Source organism: Enterococcus sp. LJL51 (genome assembly GCF_049894025.1).
GTDB lineage: Bacteria > Bacillota > Bacilli > Lactobacillales > Enterococcaceae > Enterococcus_L.
The window spans coordinates 85,714-104,890 of record NZ_JBNEQE010000005.1 but is presented as its reverse complement, the minus strand read 5'-3'; the positions used below and the strand labels follow the sequence as shown (position 1 = coordinate 104,890).

The following is a 19,177-nucleotide window of genomic DNA, read 5'->3' as shown; positions in this document are numbered from 1 at the left end:
GCTGTCTAAGGTTTCGACTAATGATCTATTCAAGACAGCCTAATTTTAATAGTTTAATAAAAATAAACAACGGAAAAGAGCGGCTTAAAAGAAAAAGCAGCTTCCAGACAAGAAAAAAACGTTAAAACCGAACGAAAAATAATTAATGTGAGGAAACCTAACATTAATCGTTGACAAGAGAAAAAAGTGCTGTTATTCTATTACCAACTAAGAGAGGGGGGTGGATATGAGAGAAAAGGAACTGAGGAGATCAATGTCAGTTTTTCCGATTGGTACAGTTATGAAATTAACTGATTTATCAGCACGTCAAATTCGGTATTATGAGGAACAGGACCTGATTCATCCGGAAAGAAGTGATGGCAATCGCCGAATGTATTCATTGAATGATATTGATACACTGCTTGAGATAAAGGATTATCTTTCAGATGGTCTAAACATGGCAGGAATCAAACGGGTATACACAATGAAGCTAGAGGAACAGAAAAACGGCAAAAATTCCGGCAGGCCTTTAACTGATGAAGATGTCCGGAAAATTCTATACGATGAAATTCTTTCTCAGGGAGGACTGGCTCAACAGAATCCATTCCAATCGCAAGGACCGAAACTATAATTTCGGATAAAAAAATGAAGGACGTGAAGGGAACTTATGACAAGAAAAGAAAACAGTGTGGATGATATCAAACGAATTGCCGAGGAAGAGAATGTCCGTTTTTTACGATTAATGTTTACGGATATTATGGGAACGATTAAAAATGTTGAGGTACCTGTCAGTCAGTTGGAAAAGGTATTAAGCAACAAAATGATGTTTGACGGATCATCTATTGAAGGCTTTGTACGTATTGAAGAAAGCGATATGTACTTGTATCCTGATTTATCGACATGGATGATTTTTCCATGGGAAAGTGATCATGGGAAAGTTGCTCGTTTAATTTGTGATATTTATAATCCAAATGGCGAACCTTTTGCAGGCGACCCTCGTGGGAATTTAAAACGGGCTTTGACAGATATGAAGGAGCTTGGTTTTTCTTCATTCAACTTAGGACCAGAGCCGGAATTCTTCTTATTCAAGCTTGATGAAGATGGGGAAATTACAACAGACCTGAATGATAAAGGCGGTTACTTTGACTTTGCACCTACTGATTTAGGTGAAAACTGCCGTCGTGATATTGTCTTGGAATTAGAAAGTCTGGGCTTTGAAGTCGAAGCTTCTCACCATGAAGTGGCTCCAGGTCAGCACGAAATTGACTTCAAGTATGCGGATGTGATTGAAGCTTGTGACAATATTCAAACCTTTAAATTGGTTGTAAAAACAATTGCCAGAAAACATGGACTACATGCAACCTTCATGCCTAAGCCGTTGTTCGGGATCAATGGATCAGGCATGCACTGTAACATGTCATTATTTACTGAAGCTGGAAATGCCTTTTTTGATGAAGAAGGACCAATGCAGCTGAGCCAAACTGCTTATCATTTTCTTGGTGGCTTGCTGAAACATGCTCGTGCATATACGGCTGTGTGCAATCCAACAGTAAACTCATACAAACGTTTGGTTCCAGGCTATGAGGCACCTGTATACGTTGCCTGGAGTGGTAGAAACAGATCGCCCCTAGTTCGTGTACCTGAATCAAGAGGCTTATCTACTCGTTTGGAGCTGCGCTCGGTTGATCCTTCGGCTAACCCTTATCTAGCTATGGCTGTGCTGCTTCAAGCAGGACTGGACGGCATCAGGAATGAACTAACGCCGCCAAACGCTGTAGACCGCAATATCTACATTATGAATGAAGAAGAACGAAAAGAAGCACAAATTGAAGACTTGCCTTCTACAATCCACAATGCAATTAAAGAGCTTCGTAAAAATGAAGTGATGAGAGATGCCTTGGGCGAACATATCTTTGCAAACTTTGTTGAAGCAAAACGTATGGAATGGGCAGCCTTCCGTCAGACAGTTTCTGAGTGGGAAAGAGAACAATATTTGGAATTGTATTAATATCTATTGAAGAACTATGCAGCCGTTGTATTGCATAGTTCTTTTTTTATGCCATTCTAAACACTCTTCCGATGAAGAAATAACTATTTTTTTCACAATTTTTTCAAATGCTGATTATAAAAACTATAGTATGTCAGCAGAAAAAAATAAGATTTTTATGCATTATATAGCAGTCTATGAAGGAAACAGAAAAAAAAGAAATAATAAATTATTGTAAGTTTGTGAAAAAAATCTATAAAATGTTTCAATACCTTCAAGTATCCGTTATAATAAACTGGTATGTATAAATGATGAAATTATTTTTTGAAATAGAAGGATGATGAAATTAAATGCGTAAAATGAAAACAATGGACGGAAACACAGCAGCTGCTTATATCTCCTATGCGTTTACAGAGCTTGCAGCAATTTACCCAATTACACCAAGCTCAACGATGGCTGAGCTGGTGGATCAGTGGTCTGCTGAAGGTCGAAAAAATTTGTTTGGGCAACCAGTTAAAATTGTTGAAATGCAGTCAGAAGCTGGAGCTGCCGGTGTTGTTCACGGTTCATTAAAAACAGGAGCCTTGACTACTACTTATACAGCATCGCAAGGACTACTGTTGATGATTCCTAATATGTATAAAATTGCCGGTGAACTGCTGCCGACTGTTTTTCATGTTGCCAGTAGAGCAGTTACAACAGGTGCATTAAATATTTTTGGTGATCATGGAGATGTGATGGCAGCCCGTCAGACTGGCTTTGCTATGCTTTGTGAGAGTAGTGTTCAGGAAGTGATGGATTTATCTCCAGTGGCGCATTTGGCATCATTGGAATCCAAAATACCATTCATGAACTTCTTTGATGGATTTAGAACGAGTCATGAAATTCAAAAAATTGAAGTGCTGGAATATGATGAACTGCTACCGCTGCTAAACGAGGATGCCTTACAGGATTTCAGAGAGAGAAGTATGAATCCCAACCATCCTTCAGTTAGCGGAACAAATCAAAATCCGGATATCCATTTTCAACAGCGGGAAACAGTGAATCAATATTATGAGCAGCTCCCGGCTATTGTCAGAAATTATATGAAAGAAATCAATAAGCTGCGTGGAACCAATTATGATTTGGTTACTTATTATGGTGCAGAGGACGCAGAAGAAATTATTGTATCGATGGGTTCTGTTGCTCAGACAATTGAGCAGACTGTAGATTATTTAACAGCGGCTGGCAGAAAAGTCGGTTTCTTAAATATTCATTTATTCCGGCCGTTTCCTCTTGAGACGTTTTTAGAGAAGCTGCCTAAAACAGTAAAATCAGTAGCTGTGCTTGACCGAACAAAGGAAGCTGGTGCCGGCGGTGAACCGCTGCTGCTTGATGTTCAGAGTGCGCTTTATGAAAGTGACAGCCGTCCTGCTGTAATCGGCGGGCGCTATGGATTGGGCTCGAAAGATGTTTTGCCTAACCAGATTATTGCTGTTTATGACGAGCTATTAAAAGAAAAAAATGAAAGAAATACCCGTTTTACTTTGGGAATTGTCGATGATGTCACAAATACATCTCTTGATTCAGGAGAGTCATTAGACTTAACTAACCCAAAAACCTATCAGGCTAAGTTCTGGGGATTTGGATCAGATGGAACAGTTGGAGCGAATAAATCCGCTATTAAAATTATTGGTAATCATACGGATAAATTTGCACAGGGCTATTTTCATTACGATTCTAAAAAATCAGGTGGGCTGACTGTCTCCCATTTACGTTTTGGAGAAACACCGATTCGTTCCACTTATCTGATTGAAAATGCAGACTTTATTGCCTGCCATACAGCTGCATATCTGCATACGTATGACTTGCTGAAAGGCTTGAAAAAGGGTGGGACCTTCCTGCTGAACTCTATTTGGAGTGACGAACAGCTGGAACGATTTTTGCCAAATAAGCTAAAAAAATACATTGCTGAAAATGATATTCAGTTCTATACAATTAATGCTGTAAAGCTAGCTAGTGAAGTAGGACTAGGCGGCAGAATCAATACTGTTATGGAAACAGCCTTCTTTAAGTTGGCAAACATTATTCCTTTTGAAGAGGTTTTACCAATACTAAAAGATGAAGCCTTGAAGAGTTATGGGCATAAATCAATGGCAGTCGTTGAAAAAAATATTCAGGCAATCGACCGAACAGTAGAACTGCTTCATAAAGTGGATGTTCCAATGGCTTGGAAAGACTGTGAACTAAGTACAGAAAAAACTGATTTGACCGTTTCAAAATATGTAAGAGAAATCGTTGAACCGATTAATCGACAAGAGGGGAATGCGCTCTCTGTCGGAACATTGATTGATAACGGCATGGTGGATGGCCGAATGCCGTTAGGAACAACTGCTGTAGAAAAACGGGGCGTTGCTCTGGAAGTTCCGGAATGGATTAGCGACCGCTGTACAATGTGTAATGAGTGTTCCTTTGTTTGTCCTCATGCGGCAATTCGTCCTTTCTTAGCTGATGATGAAGAAATGACGGAAGCACCAGCAGGCTACATTGTCAGAGAAATGCGCGGCGCAGACGGCTTGAAATATCGTATTCAGGTTTCTATCGAAGACTGTACCGGCTGTGGACTATGTGTAGAAGCGTGTCCGGCAAAAGGAAAAGCGCTTGTGATGAAGCCATACAATGAACAAAAAGAACAAGCAATGAACTGGGCCTTCTCAATGACCTTGAGACAAAAGGAAAACCCTGCAAAAGCCAATACGGTTCTAGGCTCTCAGTTCAACAAGCCGTTACTTGAATTTTCCGGTGCCTGCTCAGGCTGTGGCGAAACGCCTTATGTAAAGCTGCTGACGCAAATGTTTGGCGACCGTATGATGATAGCTAATGCAACAGGCTGTTCCTCTATCTGGGGTGCTGCTGCACCAGTGGCACCATACACAACCAATGATCAAGGACAAGGACCTGCCTGGTCGAATTCCCTATTGGAAGACAATGCGGAATTTGGCTATGGAATGTTTTTGGCAAATCAGACAAGACGGGAATACCTAGCTGAAAAAATGGATGAAGGCATGGCTGCTGCTTCAGAAGAACTGCAGGCATTAATGAAAGACTGGCAGATTCATCTTCATGACAGTGATGGCACACAGCAACGGGCAGCTAAGTTAAAAGCAGCTTTAGAAAATGAAAAATCCGGACAGCCGCTGCTTGAAGCGGTGTATCAAGACAATGATCTTTTTGCCAAACCTAGTCAATGGATGATTGGCGGCGACGGCTGGGCTTATGATATAGGTTATGGAGGTATCGATCATGTACTGGCCAGCGGAGCGGATGTGAATATGCTGGTGTTGGATAATGAGGTTTACTCTAATACTGGTGGTCAGACATCTAAAGCAACTCCAGCTTCAGCTATTGCGAAGTTTTCAGCCAGCGGGAAATATGTATCCAAGAAAGACCTTGGGATGATGGCGATGACATACGGAAATGTATATGTTGCTCAAATAGCCTCTGGAGCTAATCAAATGCAAACAATTAAAGCATTTGAAGAGGCAGAAAAATTCCCTGGACCATCAATTATCATTGCATATACTCCTTGTATTGCTCACGGTTTAAAAGGCGGGATGAGTCAGACGCTTCAAGAAGCAAAAGAAGCTGTCCAGTCAGGATACTGGTCGCTTTACCGCTATAACCCTGAGTTAAGAGAAAAAGGCAAACTTCCGATGACCTTGGACTTCAAAAAACCAGTATTTGATGAGATGAAAGACTTTATGCGCAAGCAAGTTAGATTCTCGGCTTTAGAAGCGACACAAGCTGAATATGCTGGTAAGCTCTTTGAAAAAACGGTTAATGACGCCAAGACAAGATTCTATAATTATGCACGGCTAGCTGGACAGGAAGAAAAGCTGCGGGAAAAACTTGAAAAAAGCGAAATGTCTGTAACAGCAGAAAGTCGCCCTGTCAGAGAAAAGAAAGAACGTGTGAAAGATCCGGAAGCGGAAGCACGCCGGGCTGCAAGAAGAGCAGAACGGGCTGCTAAAAGAAGTCAGGAATCAAACGAATAGATAAAAATACGGTTTTTACTTTATCAAGGCTGGAAACTGGGCTGTATGATTTTGAGCGTAGCAAACGGGGTTAACTGTTGATAAATTGAAAATTGATTAGTTTTTTCATAACTTTTAGAAAAATGTGTGTTCATTTTTCTAAAAGTTTCTTTTGCTTATCAGTATTCTGTAATCTGTAAAAAATTTATGCTATACTAAAAAGGAATTCTTCAGAGAGAAGTGATAACCTATATGATATCTTTTCAAATCAGTCAGTTTTTTGATGTAAGTTATTGGCAGAAATTCATCTCGACGGATTTATTATCCCGCAATTTTATTATAAATATTATCGATATTCTGGTTGTCTGGTACTTAGTATATAAATTAATTATGCTGGTCAGAGGAACCAAAGCTGTTCAGCTTCTAAAAGGTGTAGCTGTTTTTATCATTATCCGAATAGTCAGTGAGATTGTCGGACTGCATACCTTATCCTGGCTGATGAATCAGGTGATTATGTATGGCGTAATTGCAGCCGTAGTCATTTTTCAGCCGGAAGTCCGGCGCGGCTTGGAACACTTGGGCAGAAGCTCTTTCTTCAAACCTTCTAAAAATGAGCAGCAGGAAGATGAAAAAATGATTTTGGCTTTTGACAAGGCGATTCAATATATGTCAAAGCGTAAAATTGGTGCTCTGATTACTGTTGCAAGAAACACAGGCTTAGAGGAGTATATTGAGACAGGAATCGATTTGGATGCGGATATTACCGGAGAACTGCTAATAAATATTTTTATTCCAAACACACCGCTTCATGACGGCGCGGTTATTGTTGAAGACGGAAAAATTGCGGTAGCTTCAGCGTATCTGCCTCTTTCCGAAAGTAATCTAATTCCTAAAGAATTTGGTACTCGGCATAGAGCCGCTGTGGGGATTAGTGAAGTAAGCGATGCAGTGACAATCATCGTCTCTGAAGAGACGGGAGATGTTAGTTTGACATTGAACAATGAATTAATCTCCAAGCTCACCCAAGAGGAATATTTGAAAATCCTCAGAGAAGAGTTGGTTCCTGCCGAAGATGAAAAAGATAAAAAGAACCTCCTACAGCATTTTATTGATGGTGTGACTAAAGGAGGGAAAAAGAAATGAAGAAGGCTTCACAAAGCAATTGGTTTTCCGGATTGCTGGCATTATTGTTTGCCTTGCTGCTTTTCTTTAATGCTAACTCAGACGGAAATTCTGGAAACACGGTTACAACTAGTCAGGTATACGATGAAATGCTCTACAGTATCCCTATTCAATTGAACTATGATCAAGACCAATACTTTGTTTCCGGCTATGAAGATACAGTAACAGTGCATCTAAGTAGTGCAAACCGGATTCAGTTAAACCTTGAAGCGAATGAAGATACTAGGAAATTTCAAGTAGTCGCTGATTTAACGAACGTTTCTGTTGGAACTTCAGAGGTCCCTCTAAGAGTGACAGGCTTGAGTTCAGCAGTTACGGCAAATATTGAACCGGCAACAATTACCGTTACGATTGAGAAAAAAGTAACAAAGAGCTTCGACGTAGAGGCACAGATTCCCGACAGCTTTAACGCAGAAGGGTATAAGGTGGAAAGCATTGCAGTTAGTCCTAAAAAAGTTGAAATAACCACTGGTGAAGAGACAATGGCAGAAATCGCTAAAGTGGTTGCACCGTTATCCAGTGTTACTCAATCAAGCGATACAATTAAACAAACGGTCAATGTACAGGCTTTAGACAGCAGAGGTCAAGTGTTAAGTATCGAAAATCCGGCACCACAGGTTAAAGTTACTGTACAGCTTTCTCTGCCTAAGAAAGAAGTTGCTCTAAGGGTTGTAAGCACAGGCTCGCCTCCTGCAGATGTTTCCGGCTATACATTTGATGTTTCTGAACAAATGGTAGAAATCAGCGGTTCTAATTCTGTATTAGAAACGATTGATACTCTGGAAGTCCCTGTAGATGTGACGGGCATCAGTACCTCTGTGAAGCAGACAGTAGGTATTCCGGCAAACGGTGATTATACAGTGTCGCCAACTAAAATTGAAGTAACAATTAATCCAGTATACTTACGTTCAGGCTCTGATAGTCAGGTGAACGGCGGGACTGGTGAAGGGACAGCTACTAGCAATTCGAGTAAAACAGAAGAAACAAAAACCTCGGAAACTAGCAGTGAGGTGAGTGGCAGTGGTGGCGAAAAGCCTTCTTCTTCAACCTCCTCGTCAGATACCCAAGAGTCATCCTAGTAAATAAGAGGTGCACAAAATTAACTAATGTGATTAAGGAGAATAGTGATGGGCAAATATTTTGGTACAGATGGAGTTAGAGGAATAGCCAATAAGGAGCTGACACCTGAACTGGCATTTAAATTGGGGCGTTATGGCGGCTATGTATTAAGTCAGCACGCAGAGGATGAATCGCGCAAGCCTCGAGTACTTGTAGGCAGAGATACTCGGGTATCCGGACAAATGCTTGAACAAGCATTAATTGCAGGCTTGTTGTCTGTAGGTATTGAAGTCTTCCAGCTAGGCGTCATTGCAACCCCGGGTGTGGCTTATCTAACACGTCTGCAGAAGGCTTCTGCAGGAGTAATGATATCTGCCTCACATAATCCCGCTGAAGACAACGGTATTAAATTTTTCGGTTCAGACGGTTTCAAATTGGTTGATGATCAGGAGCTGGAGATTGAAGCATTACTTGACAGCGAAGAAGATACATTACCGCGCCCCTCAGCTGAAGGCTTGGGCTCAGTTGAAGAATTTCCAGAAGGGCTTCTAAAGTACTCTCAGTTTCTTGTACAAACTATTCCCGGAGATTTGAATGATTTGACAGTTTGTATTGATGCTGCTAATGGTGCAACAGCAACTTCTGTCAATCGTTTGTTTGCTGATTTAGAGACAGATTTCTTCACTATGGGAACCAGTCCCAACGGCTTGAATATTAATGATGGTGTAGGCTCTACCCATCCTGAGAAACTAGCGGAAATGGTTGTTGAAAAAGGGGCAGATGCAGGTCTGGCTTTCGATGGTGACGGTGATCGCTTGATAGCTGTAGATGAGCTGGGAAATATAGTTGACGGTGACAAAATAATGTTCATTTGCGCAAAGTATCTGGCTGAGAAAAAACGCTTGAAAAAAAATACAATCGTTACAACAGTTATGAGCAACTTAGGTTTCCGTAAAGCTGTGGAAGCCGCTGGCATGGAAGATGTCATTACTCAAGTCGGCGATCGCTATGTTGTAGAAGAAATGAGAAAAAATGACTATAATTTTGGCGGTGAGCAGTCTGGTCATATGGTTTTTCTGGATTATAATACAACAGGAGACGGGATGCTTTCAGGGATTCAACTGCTGAATGTAATGAAGCAGACTGGTAAGAAACTTTCTGAACTTGCTGGAGAGATTACAGTCTACCCGCAAAAGCTGGTTAATATTCGCGTCACTGATAAGCATAATGCGATGGAAGTGCCAGCAATCAAGGCAATTGTTGAAAAAATGGAAGCAGAAATGAATGGTGATGGCAGAATTTTAGTGCGTCCATCAGGAACTGAACCGCTGCTTCGAGTGATGGCAGAAGCACCAACTAAAGAAAAAGTTGATTATTATGTAGATACGATTTCTGCTGTTGTTGAAGCAGAAATTGGGATTAAATAATATAAAAAAGAAAGTTTAAAAAAGTGCAGTATATGCCTTTTTTAAACTTTTTTGCTTTTCTTAAAGATCAAATCAGAAGTTGAACGATTTAATTTTATTTCAAAAATCGACTATTGCCAAACTCTATTTTTTGAAAGAAATTAAAATAATTATTTTTACTTTTTCAATGGCTGTCTAGTATAAAATATCGTTTTCAATGAGAAGAAAACACGCTTTTTTAGATGATTATGGACAATCAAATTCTTTCTTTTGTGTATATACCAATTATTTGTTTTATTTTTTTTGTTGACAAAATACTCTGTGTTGATATATTATTTATTATGTTTCCATGATACTTTTTAGAAGGAGGATTATGTATACCAATTAAAGGGGAGCGCCAGGCCTGGCAAATAACCAGGTGACGAGGGAGAAGTTTATCGAGGATTCGGCGGGTGACTTCAGGGACTGTACTCTACAGATTAGTCTAAAAAATAATTGTAAAATTATAACAAAGAGCTAATCACACAGATGGAAACACATGATGAAATTGTAGTGTAAGACTCAATTGGAGAAGGTAGGAAAAGACATTATGTGCGGAATTGTCGGAATCATTGGTAAAGAAAATGCAGCAGGAATATTATTACAGGGATTGGAAAAACTTGAATATCGAGGCTACGATTCAGCCGGGATTTATGTAACGAATGAAGCTGGTGAAGATCATTTGATAAAATCTCAAGGGAGAATCGCTGACTTACAAAGTAAAATAAAAGAAGAAGTCAATGGAAGCATTGGGATTGGTCACACGCGCTGGGCAACTCATGGAAAACCGAGTGAAAGAAATGCTCATCCTCATACTTCAGCGACAGGACGCTTCACATTAGTTCACAATGGCGTTATAGAAAATTTTGAAGAATTAAAACAGGAATTTCTTCAAGGAACAACGCTGAAGGGAGAAACAGATACAGAGATTGTTGTGTATCTAATCGAATATTTTTCGAAAGAAACAGCGAATGCTGGAGAAGCACTGAAAGCTGCTTTAAATGTAATTAGAGGCTCTTACGCTTTTGCTTTGATAGATAATCAACACCCAGAGGTTATCTACGTGGCTAAGAATAAAAGCCCCTTGCTGATTGGCTTGGGTGACGGGTTTAATGTGATTTGCAGTGATGCGATGGCTATGCTTCAGGAGACAAACCATTTTGTAGAAATTGCTGATGGAGAACTAGTGACAGTCAAAGCAGACAGTATTCACATTGAGGATCAGAAAGGAAATTTGGTTTTCCGTGAATCTTATGAGGCACAGCTGGATTTAAATGATATTGAAAAAGGGACCTATCCTTATTATATGCTGAAGGAGATTGATGAACAGCCGGGAGTTATGCGTAGAATTATTGAAAACTATCTAGATGATTCCGGAAAAGATTTGATTAATAAAGAGATTGTCAAAACCGTCTCTGAAAGTGATCGGTTATATATCATTGCTTGTGGAACAAGCTATCATGCAGGCTGGGCAGGACAAAAAATTCTGGAACAAATGACAGGAATTCCAGTAGAGGTTCATCTGTCCAGTGAATTTAGTTATAATATGCCGTTGTTGTCCAAAAAACCGATGTTCATCTTTTTAAGTCAAAGTGGTGAAACAGCTGACAGCCGTCAGGTGCTAGTACAAATCAATCAATTAGGTCTTCCGTCATTAACGCTGACCAATGCTGCCGGTTCAACTCTTTCTAGAGAAGCGACCTATACACTGCTGCTTCATGCGGGACCAGAAATTGCAGTTGCTTCAACGAAGGCATATACGGCACAAATTGCTGTTTTGGCAATTTTGGCTGTTAGTGCAGGCAGATACCAGAAGACGCAGGCTGCTGAAGCGTTTGATATTGCTCATGAGCTGAGCGTAGCAGCATCTGTAATGGAGGCAGTTATCGACGAAAAAATGCTGATTAGTCAATTAGTGGAAACATTTCTTAACAGCACTCGCAACGCATTCTATATCGGACGCGGGATGGACTATTATGTTTCGATGGAAGCAGCGTTGAAGTTAAAGGAAATTTCTTATATTCAAGCGGAAGGCTTTGCAGCTGGGGAGCTGAAACATGGAACAATTGCCCTAATTGAAGAAGGAACACCAGTTATTGGGATCATTACTGACAAAAAAACAGCAGCTCATACCCGTGGAAACTTAAAAGAAGTTGAGAGCCGGGGAGCACAGACCATAGTGATTGTTACAGAAGCTTTGGCTAAGGAAACAGACCAACTGGTTATTCCCGATGTCCATCCACTGTTGAGTGCCTTAGTCAGTGTGGTTCCTACACAGTTAATCGCCTATTTTGCAACTTTGCAAAGAGGCTATGATGTAGATAAGCCGAGAAATCTGGCAAAGAGTGTAACAGTAGAATAGTAGCTGATACAGGTGATTAAACAATCATGAAATTCCTGTTTCAAGTCATTGAAAATATCTCCAAAGAAAGAATCATAGGATTTTTTCTTTGGAGACTTTATATTGTGGAATATCCTAATTAAAAAACGGCTGTTATTAAAATGTAAAGTATACAGTTATGTTTCTAACTGCGGTTGAGATATGTTAGAATGAAACACAACAGCGAATACAAGAGCGGAGGAAACATGATATGGAACATCAGGTACAAGCAATGACGTTTGGGGAACTTAAAAAGATTGTGACAGAGTTAGAGAGCAACGAAGCTGTTACAGATGAAACCAGAATTTTTATTGATACTGGCTGGGATAGTGTTCAGGAAGTGGATCCGGAAGCCTTTCACGTAGAAAAAATAAAACAGTTTAAAGTTGAAGACGAGCTGACTAAGGAATGGTATTCAGGTTTTTCATTATTAGAGAAGTCAGAAAAAATGAAGGCAGATGGACCAGAAGAAACGGCAGTTATTTTGAGAAATTTATATTAAGTATTTTCTAAAAACAAAGAAAAGCTTATTTGAAAATCCTTTTTTCAAGTATACAGGCTTTTCTTTTTTTGTTATTATCAGTATAAATAGTGAATGAAAGGAAATAGAAAGGTGGTACTTCCGATGACGAATAAAATACAATTTCCAAGAAATTATGATCGATTTATCGAGTTGGGAAAAGAAGCGGCAAATCAGGAAAATTATCTTGAAGCAATAGACTATTTTGAAGAAGCGTATGCTATTCGTCAAGAATTTCCCTTAAATTATCTGCTGGTGAGTGTATATGTGAAAGCTGGAGAAAATAAACAAGGACTTGCTCTTGCTGAAGAGATGAGGGAGCAATATCTTTCCTGCCTGGAATACATGGATACATTTGTTCAACTGCTTATTCTGAATCAACGTTTCATTAGTGCTCACAGTATTGTGAACGAACAGATTTTAAAAGAAAACTGCGGTGAAATGCGTTCACTGGTTAGAATAAAGAAAAAAATTCGTCAGGCCGAACTCCTTCATCAGCAGTTTGAAGTAAAAAAAATTAATGCCCTTAAAGAGGAGCTTGCTCAGCTGAAAAATGTTGATTACTATCAGCAGCTGGCACTGATAAGAAAATCTGTTTATCTACCTCAGAAAGAGTTTGTGGAGATGGCGCAAGTCGTTCTAGTTGATAAAGCCGTTCATAAGCTCGTCCGTTCATGGGTACTGGAAGAATTGGCGCATTTACATTATAAAAAAGAGGTTACGTTTTTATGGCGTGACGGACGTACATATCAAGTCGTTCCTGCTTCTCTGACTAAACCACTGGAAACCTCCTCCTATCAGCGAATTAAGCTGTTTTTAGAAAAAGAGCTGCTTCATGATAATCATATTCTTTATTTTGATTTACAGGAGGAGGTCCAGCTACATTTCGCTTTATTGTATCCATTTTCAGATAAGCTGATTAAAGATCCCAAGCTATGGGCCATGTGTTATATTCATTCTTATAGTGATAGTGATGCAGAAGCCTACCGAGATTACCTGGATACAGAGGAAGCAGAGCAAATCAAAGAAATGCAGCAAAATGTCCGGTTTGAATTAGCTGGGCTAAATGCATAATTAAATAAAAAAGCTAAGGCTTACTGAGCAATGCAGATAAGTAAAACACACTATATAAAATTGTGTTGGCCGGACAAAAAAGTGAAATTAATTCTTAGGACTTGAAACAAAACCAGGAAATTACTGGTTTTGTTTCAAGTTCTTCTTTTTAAAGAAGAGAAGCATCGCCAATTATCTGGATAGCCAGTCAGTAGCTTCTGAAATTTTTAACAACAGATTTGATCATTTTTTTAACATTATATTTACGAAATATTTTTAATAATTTTTATATTAAAATTCATTTTTTGTATTTATCAAAATATAATCATCTGTTATGATTTAATTAGCAATAAGAAAGGAATTATTAAGTTAGAAGATGGAAAAAGTTACGGGAATAGTTGGGTTAGGGTTGTTGTTTGGACTACCGACTACAGCAAGGGCAGAGAATCGGGATTATGTTCGTTTTAACGACAGGTCTATTACTTACGATTTAAGTAGTACCTTTGATAGCTATGCTTACGATCAGAGGTATGTAGAATTAGATGAGCTAGCTGAGAAGCTGGAGCTTGGTCTGATTTCTGAAAACGATTATGATGTAGCATATGAAGCAATTTATCAAAAATGGGAAGAAAAGATGGATTTCACTCAGCAGTTTGGTTTGTTTACTCCAGAATTTTTAACTTCAATGGAACGCTTTAGCGGAGGTTTTGATGATAACTATACCTCTTTTAATGGTTTGGAGGTTGCTGTAAATCTCAAAAGCTTTGTAGGTGAAGAAGGGAACACTAAAGACATCCGACCGCTAAGAAAATTAACTAAATTAGAAGAGCTCAATATCGAAATAACAAACCAGCTTAATTTATATGATCTAAAAAATGCACAGAATCTTAAAGACCTAAGACTTTATACGAGAGGTTATGGTAATGAAGAGGAAGAAGCAGAAGAGCAGCTGCATACACAAGCTTTATTAACTGATATCTCTGCGCTTTCTGAGTTAAATCAACTGGAACATATCATGATTTCTTCAGAAGGAATCATGCCGACAATAACTTTAAAAAGAGGGACAACTTTCTATGAGCTATATGATCCAATTGTTCCTTCTGACCAATTTCAGGATGCAGAAATGAGCTATAGTTCTCAGGATGAAGGCGGGACTTCTTTAATGGAAAGCAATGAACGGCTAAAATGGCATAACTTAACAGGTCAAGAAGAATTTCTCTCATTCAGCTGAAATATTGAAAAAGACAACTATAGTTTTTCTGGTGAAGGTCAAATACCGATTCGCTGGAAATAAGCAGTAAAAGCAGAAAGATGCTTCTGTTTTAAAGCTAGCTTCATGTTTTATGCGTATTTGCTTGTTAAGCAAGCATTGCTGCTTACCTTGGAAAAAATAACAGATGTTAGGATTGGGTTAACAATCATTTTCATATTTGCTATAATTACCCTTGGAGTGTTTATTTAGGGGAGGATTATAGATGAAAAAGATTATTGGGCTGCTGATAGTGTTAGTAGTTGGCGGTTTTGCTTTCTGGGGATATGAGACGTTTTTCTCTATCGATGAGGTTCAAGGAGAAGATGTTTATGATGTACCAGCATTCTCTTCTTTAAATAGGATTACCTACTCTCCTATGGGAGACAGTATCTCCAATGGCGCAATTACTTATAGACAGGATCAACGTTTCATCAGTGTTTTGGCTGATGCAATCAGCGCTTATTTTAATATTGAAGTAAACGAAATGGGTGTATATAAATCGGGTGCCAAGCTAAGCGACTTAGGTATTTCGAGTGTTGAGCAGATAAAAAGTCAGGAGCCTGATTTTATTACGATTGAATATGGGACCAATGATATTAAATCATATAGTGGTGAAGAAAGCTTGACTCAGTTCAAAGCAAATCTATCATACGTTATTACTGAGCTGCAAGAAAAAAATAGAGTCATCGTACTGGTTACAACCTGGAATAGAGATGAGAAAATTTCTCAGCTTTATGATGATGTTATTATTCAAACCGGTGAAAAATATGGAGTACCAGTAGCGAATATCAGAGAATTGTGGACAGAGAGAAAAGATACGATTGATCCCAAATCTAAAAATAGTTATTTAGGCTATTCAGATAAACAGTTAATCAACGATATGCATCCAAATGAATTTGGTCATTCTGAAATTGCACGAGTCATATTTGAAACAGTGAAAGATGACTTAGCTGAGTATATTAATACGCCAGATGTCTCAGTATTAGGCGAGTTATTTTCCACGACCTCAATCTCTACTGTAAAGTAAAAGGATGGATTTAGCTGGGTAGATATTTATGGACAAAATGGCTTGTTTTTTGACTGAACTAATTGGTGCTTGTCTCTATAATAATTTATGTTGGTAGAAAATCCTTAAGGAAAATCTGCCAACATTTTTTAGTGTTTAAACGCAAGAAAAGGAACAATAAACGGATAAAAAAGATTTAGCTGTACGGGTGGATAGCAATATTGTCATTATCACCTCTTGCTCAAAAGTCTGCTGACTCAGACAGATAATGTTGATAACGATTCAACTATATTTAATGCTGCAGGTTGTTTATGGTAACAAAAAAATAGGCAAGCTGCTCATCAATAAAGTCAGCTGCTTCTGATTAGCTATCCAGACCATTGGTAAAGTATTCTTGTGTTAGTAGAAAAATCAGAAGTTCTGCTTCAAAATTCGGGGTTTATAATTCCTAATTCATTTCACTTTAGGTATAATAGATTAAAGATGAAAAGAGGCGGCGTGGAGATGATTGAAGAAATTCGCAAATTAATTGCAGGGGGCAATTCTTTTTTACTGTCCACGAATGATCGAAATGGATTTCCAAATACAATAGTTGTGTCTAAACCGATTGCAAGAGTTGATTTTCATACATTGAAGTTTTATGTAGACGGTGATGGCGATACTGTCAAGAATATTCAGCAAAACAACAAAGGGAACGTTTGCTGTTATAATGATGGAACATTTGAGAGCCTGCTGCTGAAAGGTGTTTTCTCTGTTCATTCGATTGAGGATTATCAAGTGATTGAAGACCGCTTGAATGATTATCAAAAATTGCTGAATCATAAGAATCCGGTTATTCTTTCTTTTGAAGTGTATACTGCTAAAATTCACCAATATGGAACCACTGTTTTTAAAGAAATTGACAAGCCCTAAGCAGGCAAACTGGTCGCTGCTAAAAGACTGTGTACAAGAACTGTCTTATTTCAAATGTATCTTTATCTGAATTTAAAGAGCTGCATCAATGTCAACTTGACAAATGGTGCAGTTCTTTTTTATAAAAAAACACATCCTAAGATGTGTAAAAACCAATTTTGCTCTTGTTTACTTTCGCTCAGTCGACAGTCTGGAGATTAAATCAAAACGTCGGTTTTCTTTGAAAACCGACGTTTTGATTGCTGTTAAAAGTGTGTTATAATCCTGTAAGAAGCCTTATGGGACAATGTTTATATCACTATAAGTTATTACTCTCTTTTTTGAAAAACGCGTCCTGAGGGAATCGAACCCCCGTCTCAAGAACCGGAATCTTACGTGATATCCACTACACTAAGGACGCAAGCACGAATACTAGTTTAGCTGATATTTCGAAAAAAAACAAGTAGGAGATTGAAATTTATGAAATTTGAGCAGCATTTGTCGCAGCAGCAGAAGCAAACACAAAAGCTTGCTATGACCCAACAGCTCCAGCAATCAATTCAGGTATTGCAGTATAATTCAGAAGAACTGCAAACATATATAGAAAATAAGGCGTTGGAAAATCCTTTGATTGAGCTGCAAAGTGGTCTTAACTCGCATACATACTCCGCCGGAGGTACCGGTCAATATAATAATGACAAAGAGTCCAATCTAATGAATCAGATACCAGATAATTCGCTTTCCTTGTTTGAGTATGTGATTGATCAGATTCACTTGAATTATCGAGATACATATTTGCGGAGTCTGATTTTATTTTTAGCAGAATTTCTTGACTTGAATGGCTATCTAACAATTTCTTTGGAGGAAGCAGAAAAGCAGACTGGAGCAGATGCAGTCCAAATGCTGGACGCATTAGTTTTACTGCAACAGCTTGATCCTGCTGGGGTTGGTGCAAGAGACTTGAAAGAATGTCTGTTGCTTCAAATTGAAAGGGATAATCAAGCTCCAGCGCTTGCCTATATAGTTATTGAAGAAGAATTTGAAGCTTTTGCACAAAAGAAATGGGCAACTATTAGTAAAAAATTTGATATTGAACTATCGGAGATACAAGAGATTTTTGATTTTATTCAAACATTGACTCCATCGCCCGGCAGTATATTTGGTTCGACTGCAGGACTATATATTCGTCCAGATTTAAAGGTTGTGAATCATGAAGGGCAGTTGACGGTGATTTCCAGTAAGGAGGGAATGCCGGCAATACGTTTTCAAGAGGCCTATTTTAAAAAAATGGAGCAGACGGATGATCAGGAAGTAAAAGCATATATTGTAGAAAAGAAAAAGGAATTTGAATGGCTGCAGAAAACAATCGTTCAACGTGGAGATACTATTTTACGTGTAGGAAAAGAAATCGTGGAACGTCAGCAGGCGTTTTTCCTTGAAGTTAGTCGTCCGCTAAGGCCAATGACCCTAAAAGAAATTGCTAAAACTTTAGATATTCATGAATCCACAGTAAGTAGGACAGTCAATGGAAAATATATGGAAACTGAATTTGGTTCGTTTGAACTGCGTTCTTTTTTTTCTCAGGGGATTGCTAGTACTGAGCGGAATGGCGAAGATCGTTCAGCAGTTGATGTGAAACAACAAATCCAGCAGCTGATTGCAGCTGAGGACAAAAGCAGACCCATTTCAGATCAAAAACTGGTTGAAAGCTTAAAAGAAAAGAATATCGATATTGCCCGCAGGACGGTAGCCAAATATAGAGAGGCTTTGGGAATTCCAGCGTCCTCTAAACGTAAAAGGTATGATTAAAGAAACGATCGAAGAAAATTTCTTTAAGACTAGAGAATTACAGTTGAATAATCGTTGGCGAGAAATATTGATTCAAAAAAACATCTATAAGAATAAGCCGGATATACTGAAAATTGCTGTGTCTGTTTTCAGTATATCCGGTTTATTGCTCGTGGCTTAATATTTTTATACAGGGCACCGAATTTCTAATTATTTTGAAAAAATTTTTATAGCAAAATAGTAAAGAAATGCCAGCATCCGACTGGTCAACCTTAGTGGCAGCATCAGAAGAGGTATAGCGGAATAGTTGCTATAATGAGCCAACCAAAAGCTGTCTCTCATCCTTTAATACAAGCATAAAAGATACTGCTTAAAGTAAAATTTCTAGTAAAAGCATTAAAAAGAAAATTGACTAAAAAGTGAATTTCAAAAAAGGAATACAAAGTTTCTTTACTCGAATTATCTAGCCGGAGTCGTTATTCAGTCAAGAAAACAATAGTCATGGGTAGATAACTAAACCATGATTCTCAGCAGGGGCTTACCAAAATTATGGTACAATTTATTAAAAGAAATAGAGAAGGGTGGGCTTGTGATGGGCTGCTGGAATAAAAAAATAGAACAG

The 19,177-nt window shown here is 38.6% G+C and carries 13 protein-coding genes and 1 tRNA gene; 13 read left to right on the top strand and 1 reads right to left on the bottom strand.

Annotation, left to right across the window (positions count from 1 at the left end):
• The first annotated feature begins 226 nt into the window (after positions 1–226).
• The 12 genes from ACPWSO_RS07035 to ACPWSO_RS06980 all read left to right on the top strand — a co-directional run bounded on the left by ACPWSO_RS07035 (position 227) and on the right by ACPWSO_RS06980 (position 16,788).
• Entirely contained in the window at positions 227–610 is a 384-nt protein-coding gene (locus tag ACPWSO_RS07035) for a MerR family transcriptional regulator (RefSeq protein WP_426082177.1), read from the top strand.
• A 36-nt stretch (positions 611–646) separates the two neighbouring features.
• Positions 647–1,987 (top strand): type I glutamate--ammonia ligase, encoded by a 1,341-nt coding sequence (gene glnA / locus ACPWSO_RS07030; RefSeq protein ID WP_426082176.1) that lies wholly within the window; start codon positions 647–649, stop codon positions 1,985–1,987.
• A gap of 329 nt (positions 1,988–2,316) precedes the next feature.
• Entirely contained in the window at positions 2,317–6,000 is a 3,684-nt protein-coding gene (nifJ, locus tag ACPWSO_RS07025; RefSeq protein ID WP_426082174.1) for a pyruvate:ferredoxin (flavodoxin) oxidoreductase, read from the top strand.
• A 234-nt stretch (positions 6,001–6,234) separates the two neighbouring features.
• A complete protein-coding gene (cdaA, locus tag ACPWSO_RS07020; protein WP_426082306.1) occupies positions 6,235–7,122 on the top strand; it encodes a diadenylate cyclase CdaA in 888 nt (295 codons plus the stop codon).
• The gene (locus tag ACPWSO_RS07015) at positions 7,119–8,240 is read left to right on the top strand and encodes a CdaR family protein (RefSeq protein WP_426082172.1); all 1,122 of its coding nucleotides are present in this window, start codon (positions 7,119–7,121) and stop codon (positions 8,238–8,240) included. Before cdaA ends, ACPWSO_RS07015 begins: the two co-directional genes overlap by 4 nt.
• Before the next feature lie 48 nt (positions 8,241–8,288).
• Complete coding sequence (gene glmM / locus ACPWSO_RS07010) at positions 8,289–9,647, top strand: phosphoglucosamine mutase (RefSeq protein ID WP_426082170.1); 1,359 nt, start codon at positions 8,289–8,291, stop codon at positions 9,645–9,647.
• A gap of 568 nt (positions 9,648–10,215) precedes the next feature.
• Positions 10,216–12,027, top strand: coding sequence for a glutamine--fructose-6-phosphate transaminase (isomerizing) (gene glmS, locus ACPWSO_RS07005; RefSeq protein ID WP_426082169.1), 1,812 nt, complete (start codon positions 10,216–10,218; stop codon positions 12,025–12,027).
• A 229-nt stretch (positions 12,028–12,256) separates the two neighbouring features.
• Positions 12,257–12,547: a hypothetical protein gene (locus ACPWSO_RS07000; RefSeq protein WP_426082167.1), complete on the top strand. Its 291-nt coding sequence runs from the start codon at positions 12,257–12,259 to the stop codon at positions 12,545–12,547.
• 123 nt (positions 12,548–12,670) lie between these two features.
• Positions 12,671–13,639, top strand: coding sequence for a hypothetical protein (locus ACPWSO_RS06995; RefSeq protein ID WP_426082166.1), 969 nt, complete (start codon positions 12,671–12,673; stop codon positions 13,637–13,639).
• Between the two features lie 355 nt (positions 13,640–13,994).
• Positions 13,995–14,849, top strand: coding sequence for a hypothetical protein (locus ACPWSO_RS06990; protein WP_426082165.1), 855 nt, complete (start codon positions 13,995–13,997; stop codon positions 14,847–14,849).
• Positions 14,850–15,093: 244 nt separating this feature from the next.
• Entirely contained in the window at positions 15,094–15,897 is an 804-nt protein-coding gene (locus tag ACPWSO_RS06985) for an SGNH/GDSL hydrolase family protein (protein WP_426082164.1), read from the top strand.
• 483 nt (positions 15,898–16,380) lie between these two features.
• Positions 16,381–16,788, top strand: coding sequence for a pyridoxamine 5'-phosphate oxidase family protein (locus tag ACPWSO_RS06980; RefSeq protein ID WP_426082162.1), 408 nt, complete (start codon positions 16,381–16,383; stop codon positions 16,786–16,788).
• Between the two features lie 328 nt (positions 16,789–17,116).
• Here ACPWSO_RS06980 and ACPWSO_RS06975 read toward each other — a convergent pair.
• Positions 17,117–17,188 (bottom strand) — tRNA-Arg (locus ACPWSO_RS06975).
• 59 nt (positions 17,189–17,247) lie between these two features.
• Between ACPWSO_RS06975 and rpoN the strand changes: the two genes are divergently transcribed.
• The gene (gene rpoN / locus ACPWSO_RS06970; protein ID WP_426082160.1) at positions 17,248–18,576 is read left to right on the top strand and encodes an RNA polymerase factor sigma-54; all 1,329 of its coding nucleotides are present in this window, start codon (positions 17,248–17,250) and stop codon (positions 18,574–18,576) included.
• Positions 18,577–19,177: the final 601 nt, after the last annotated feature.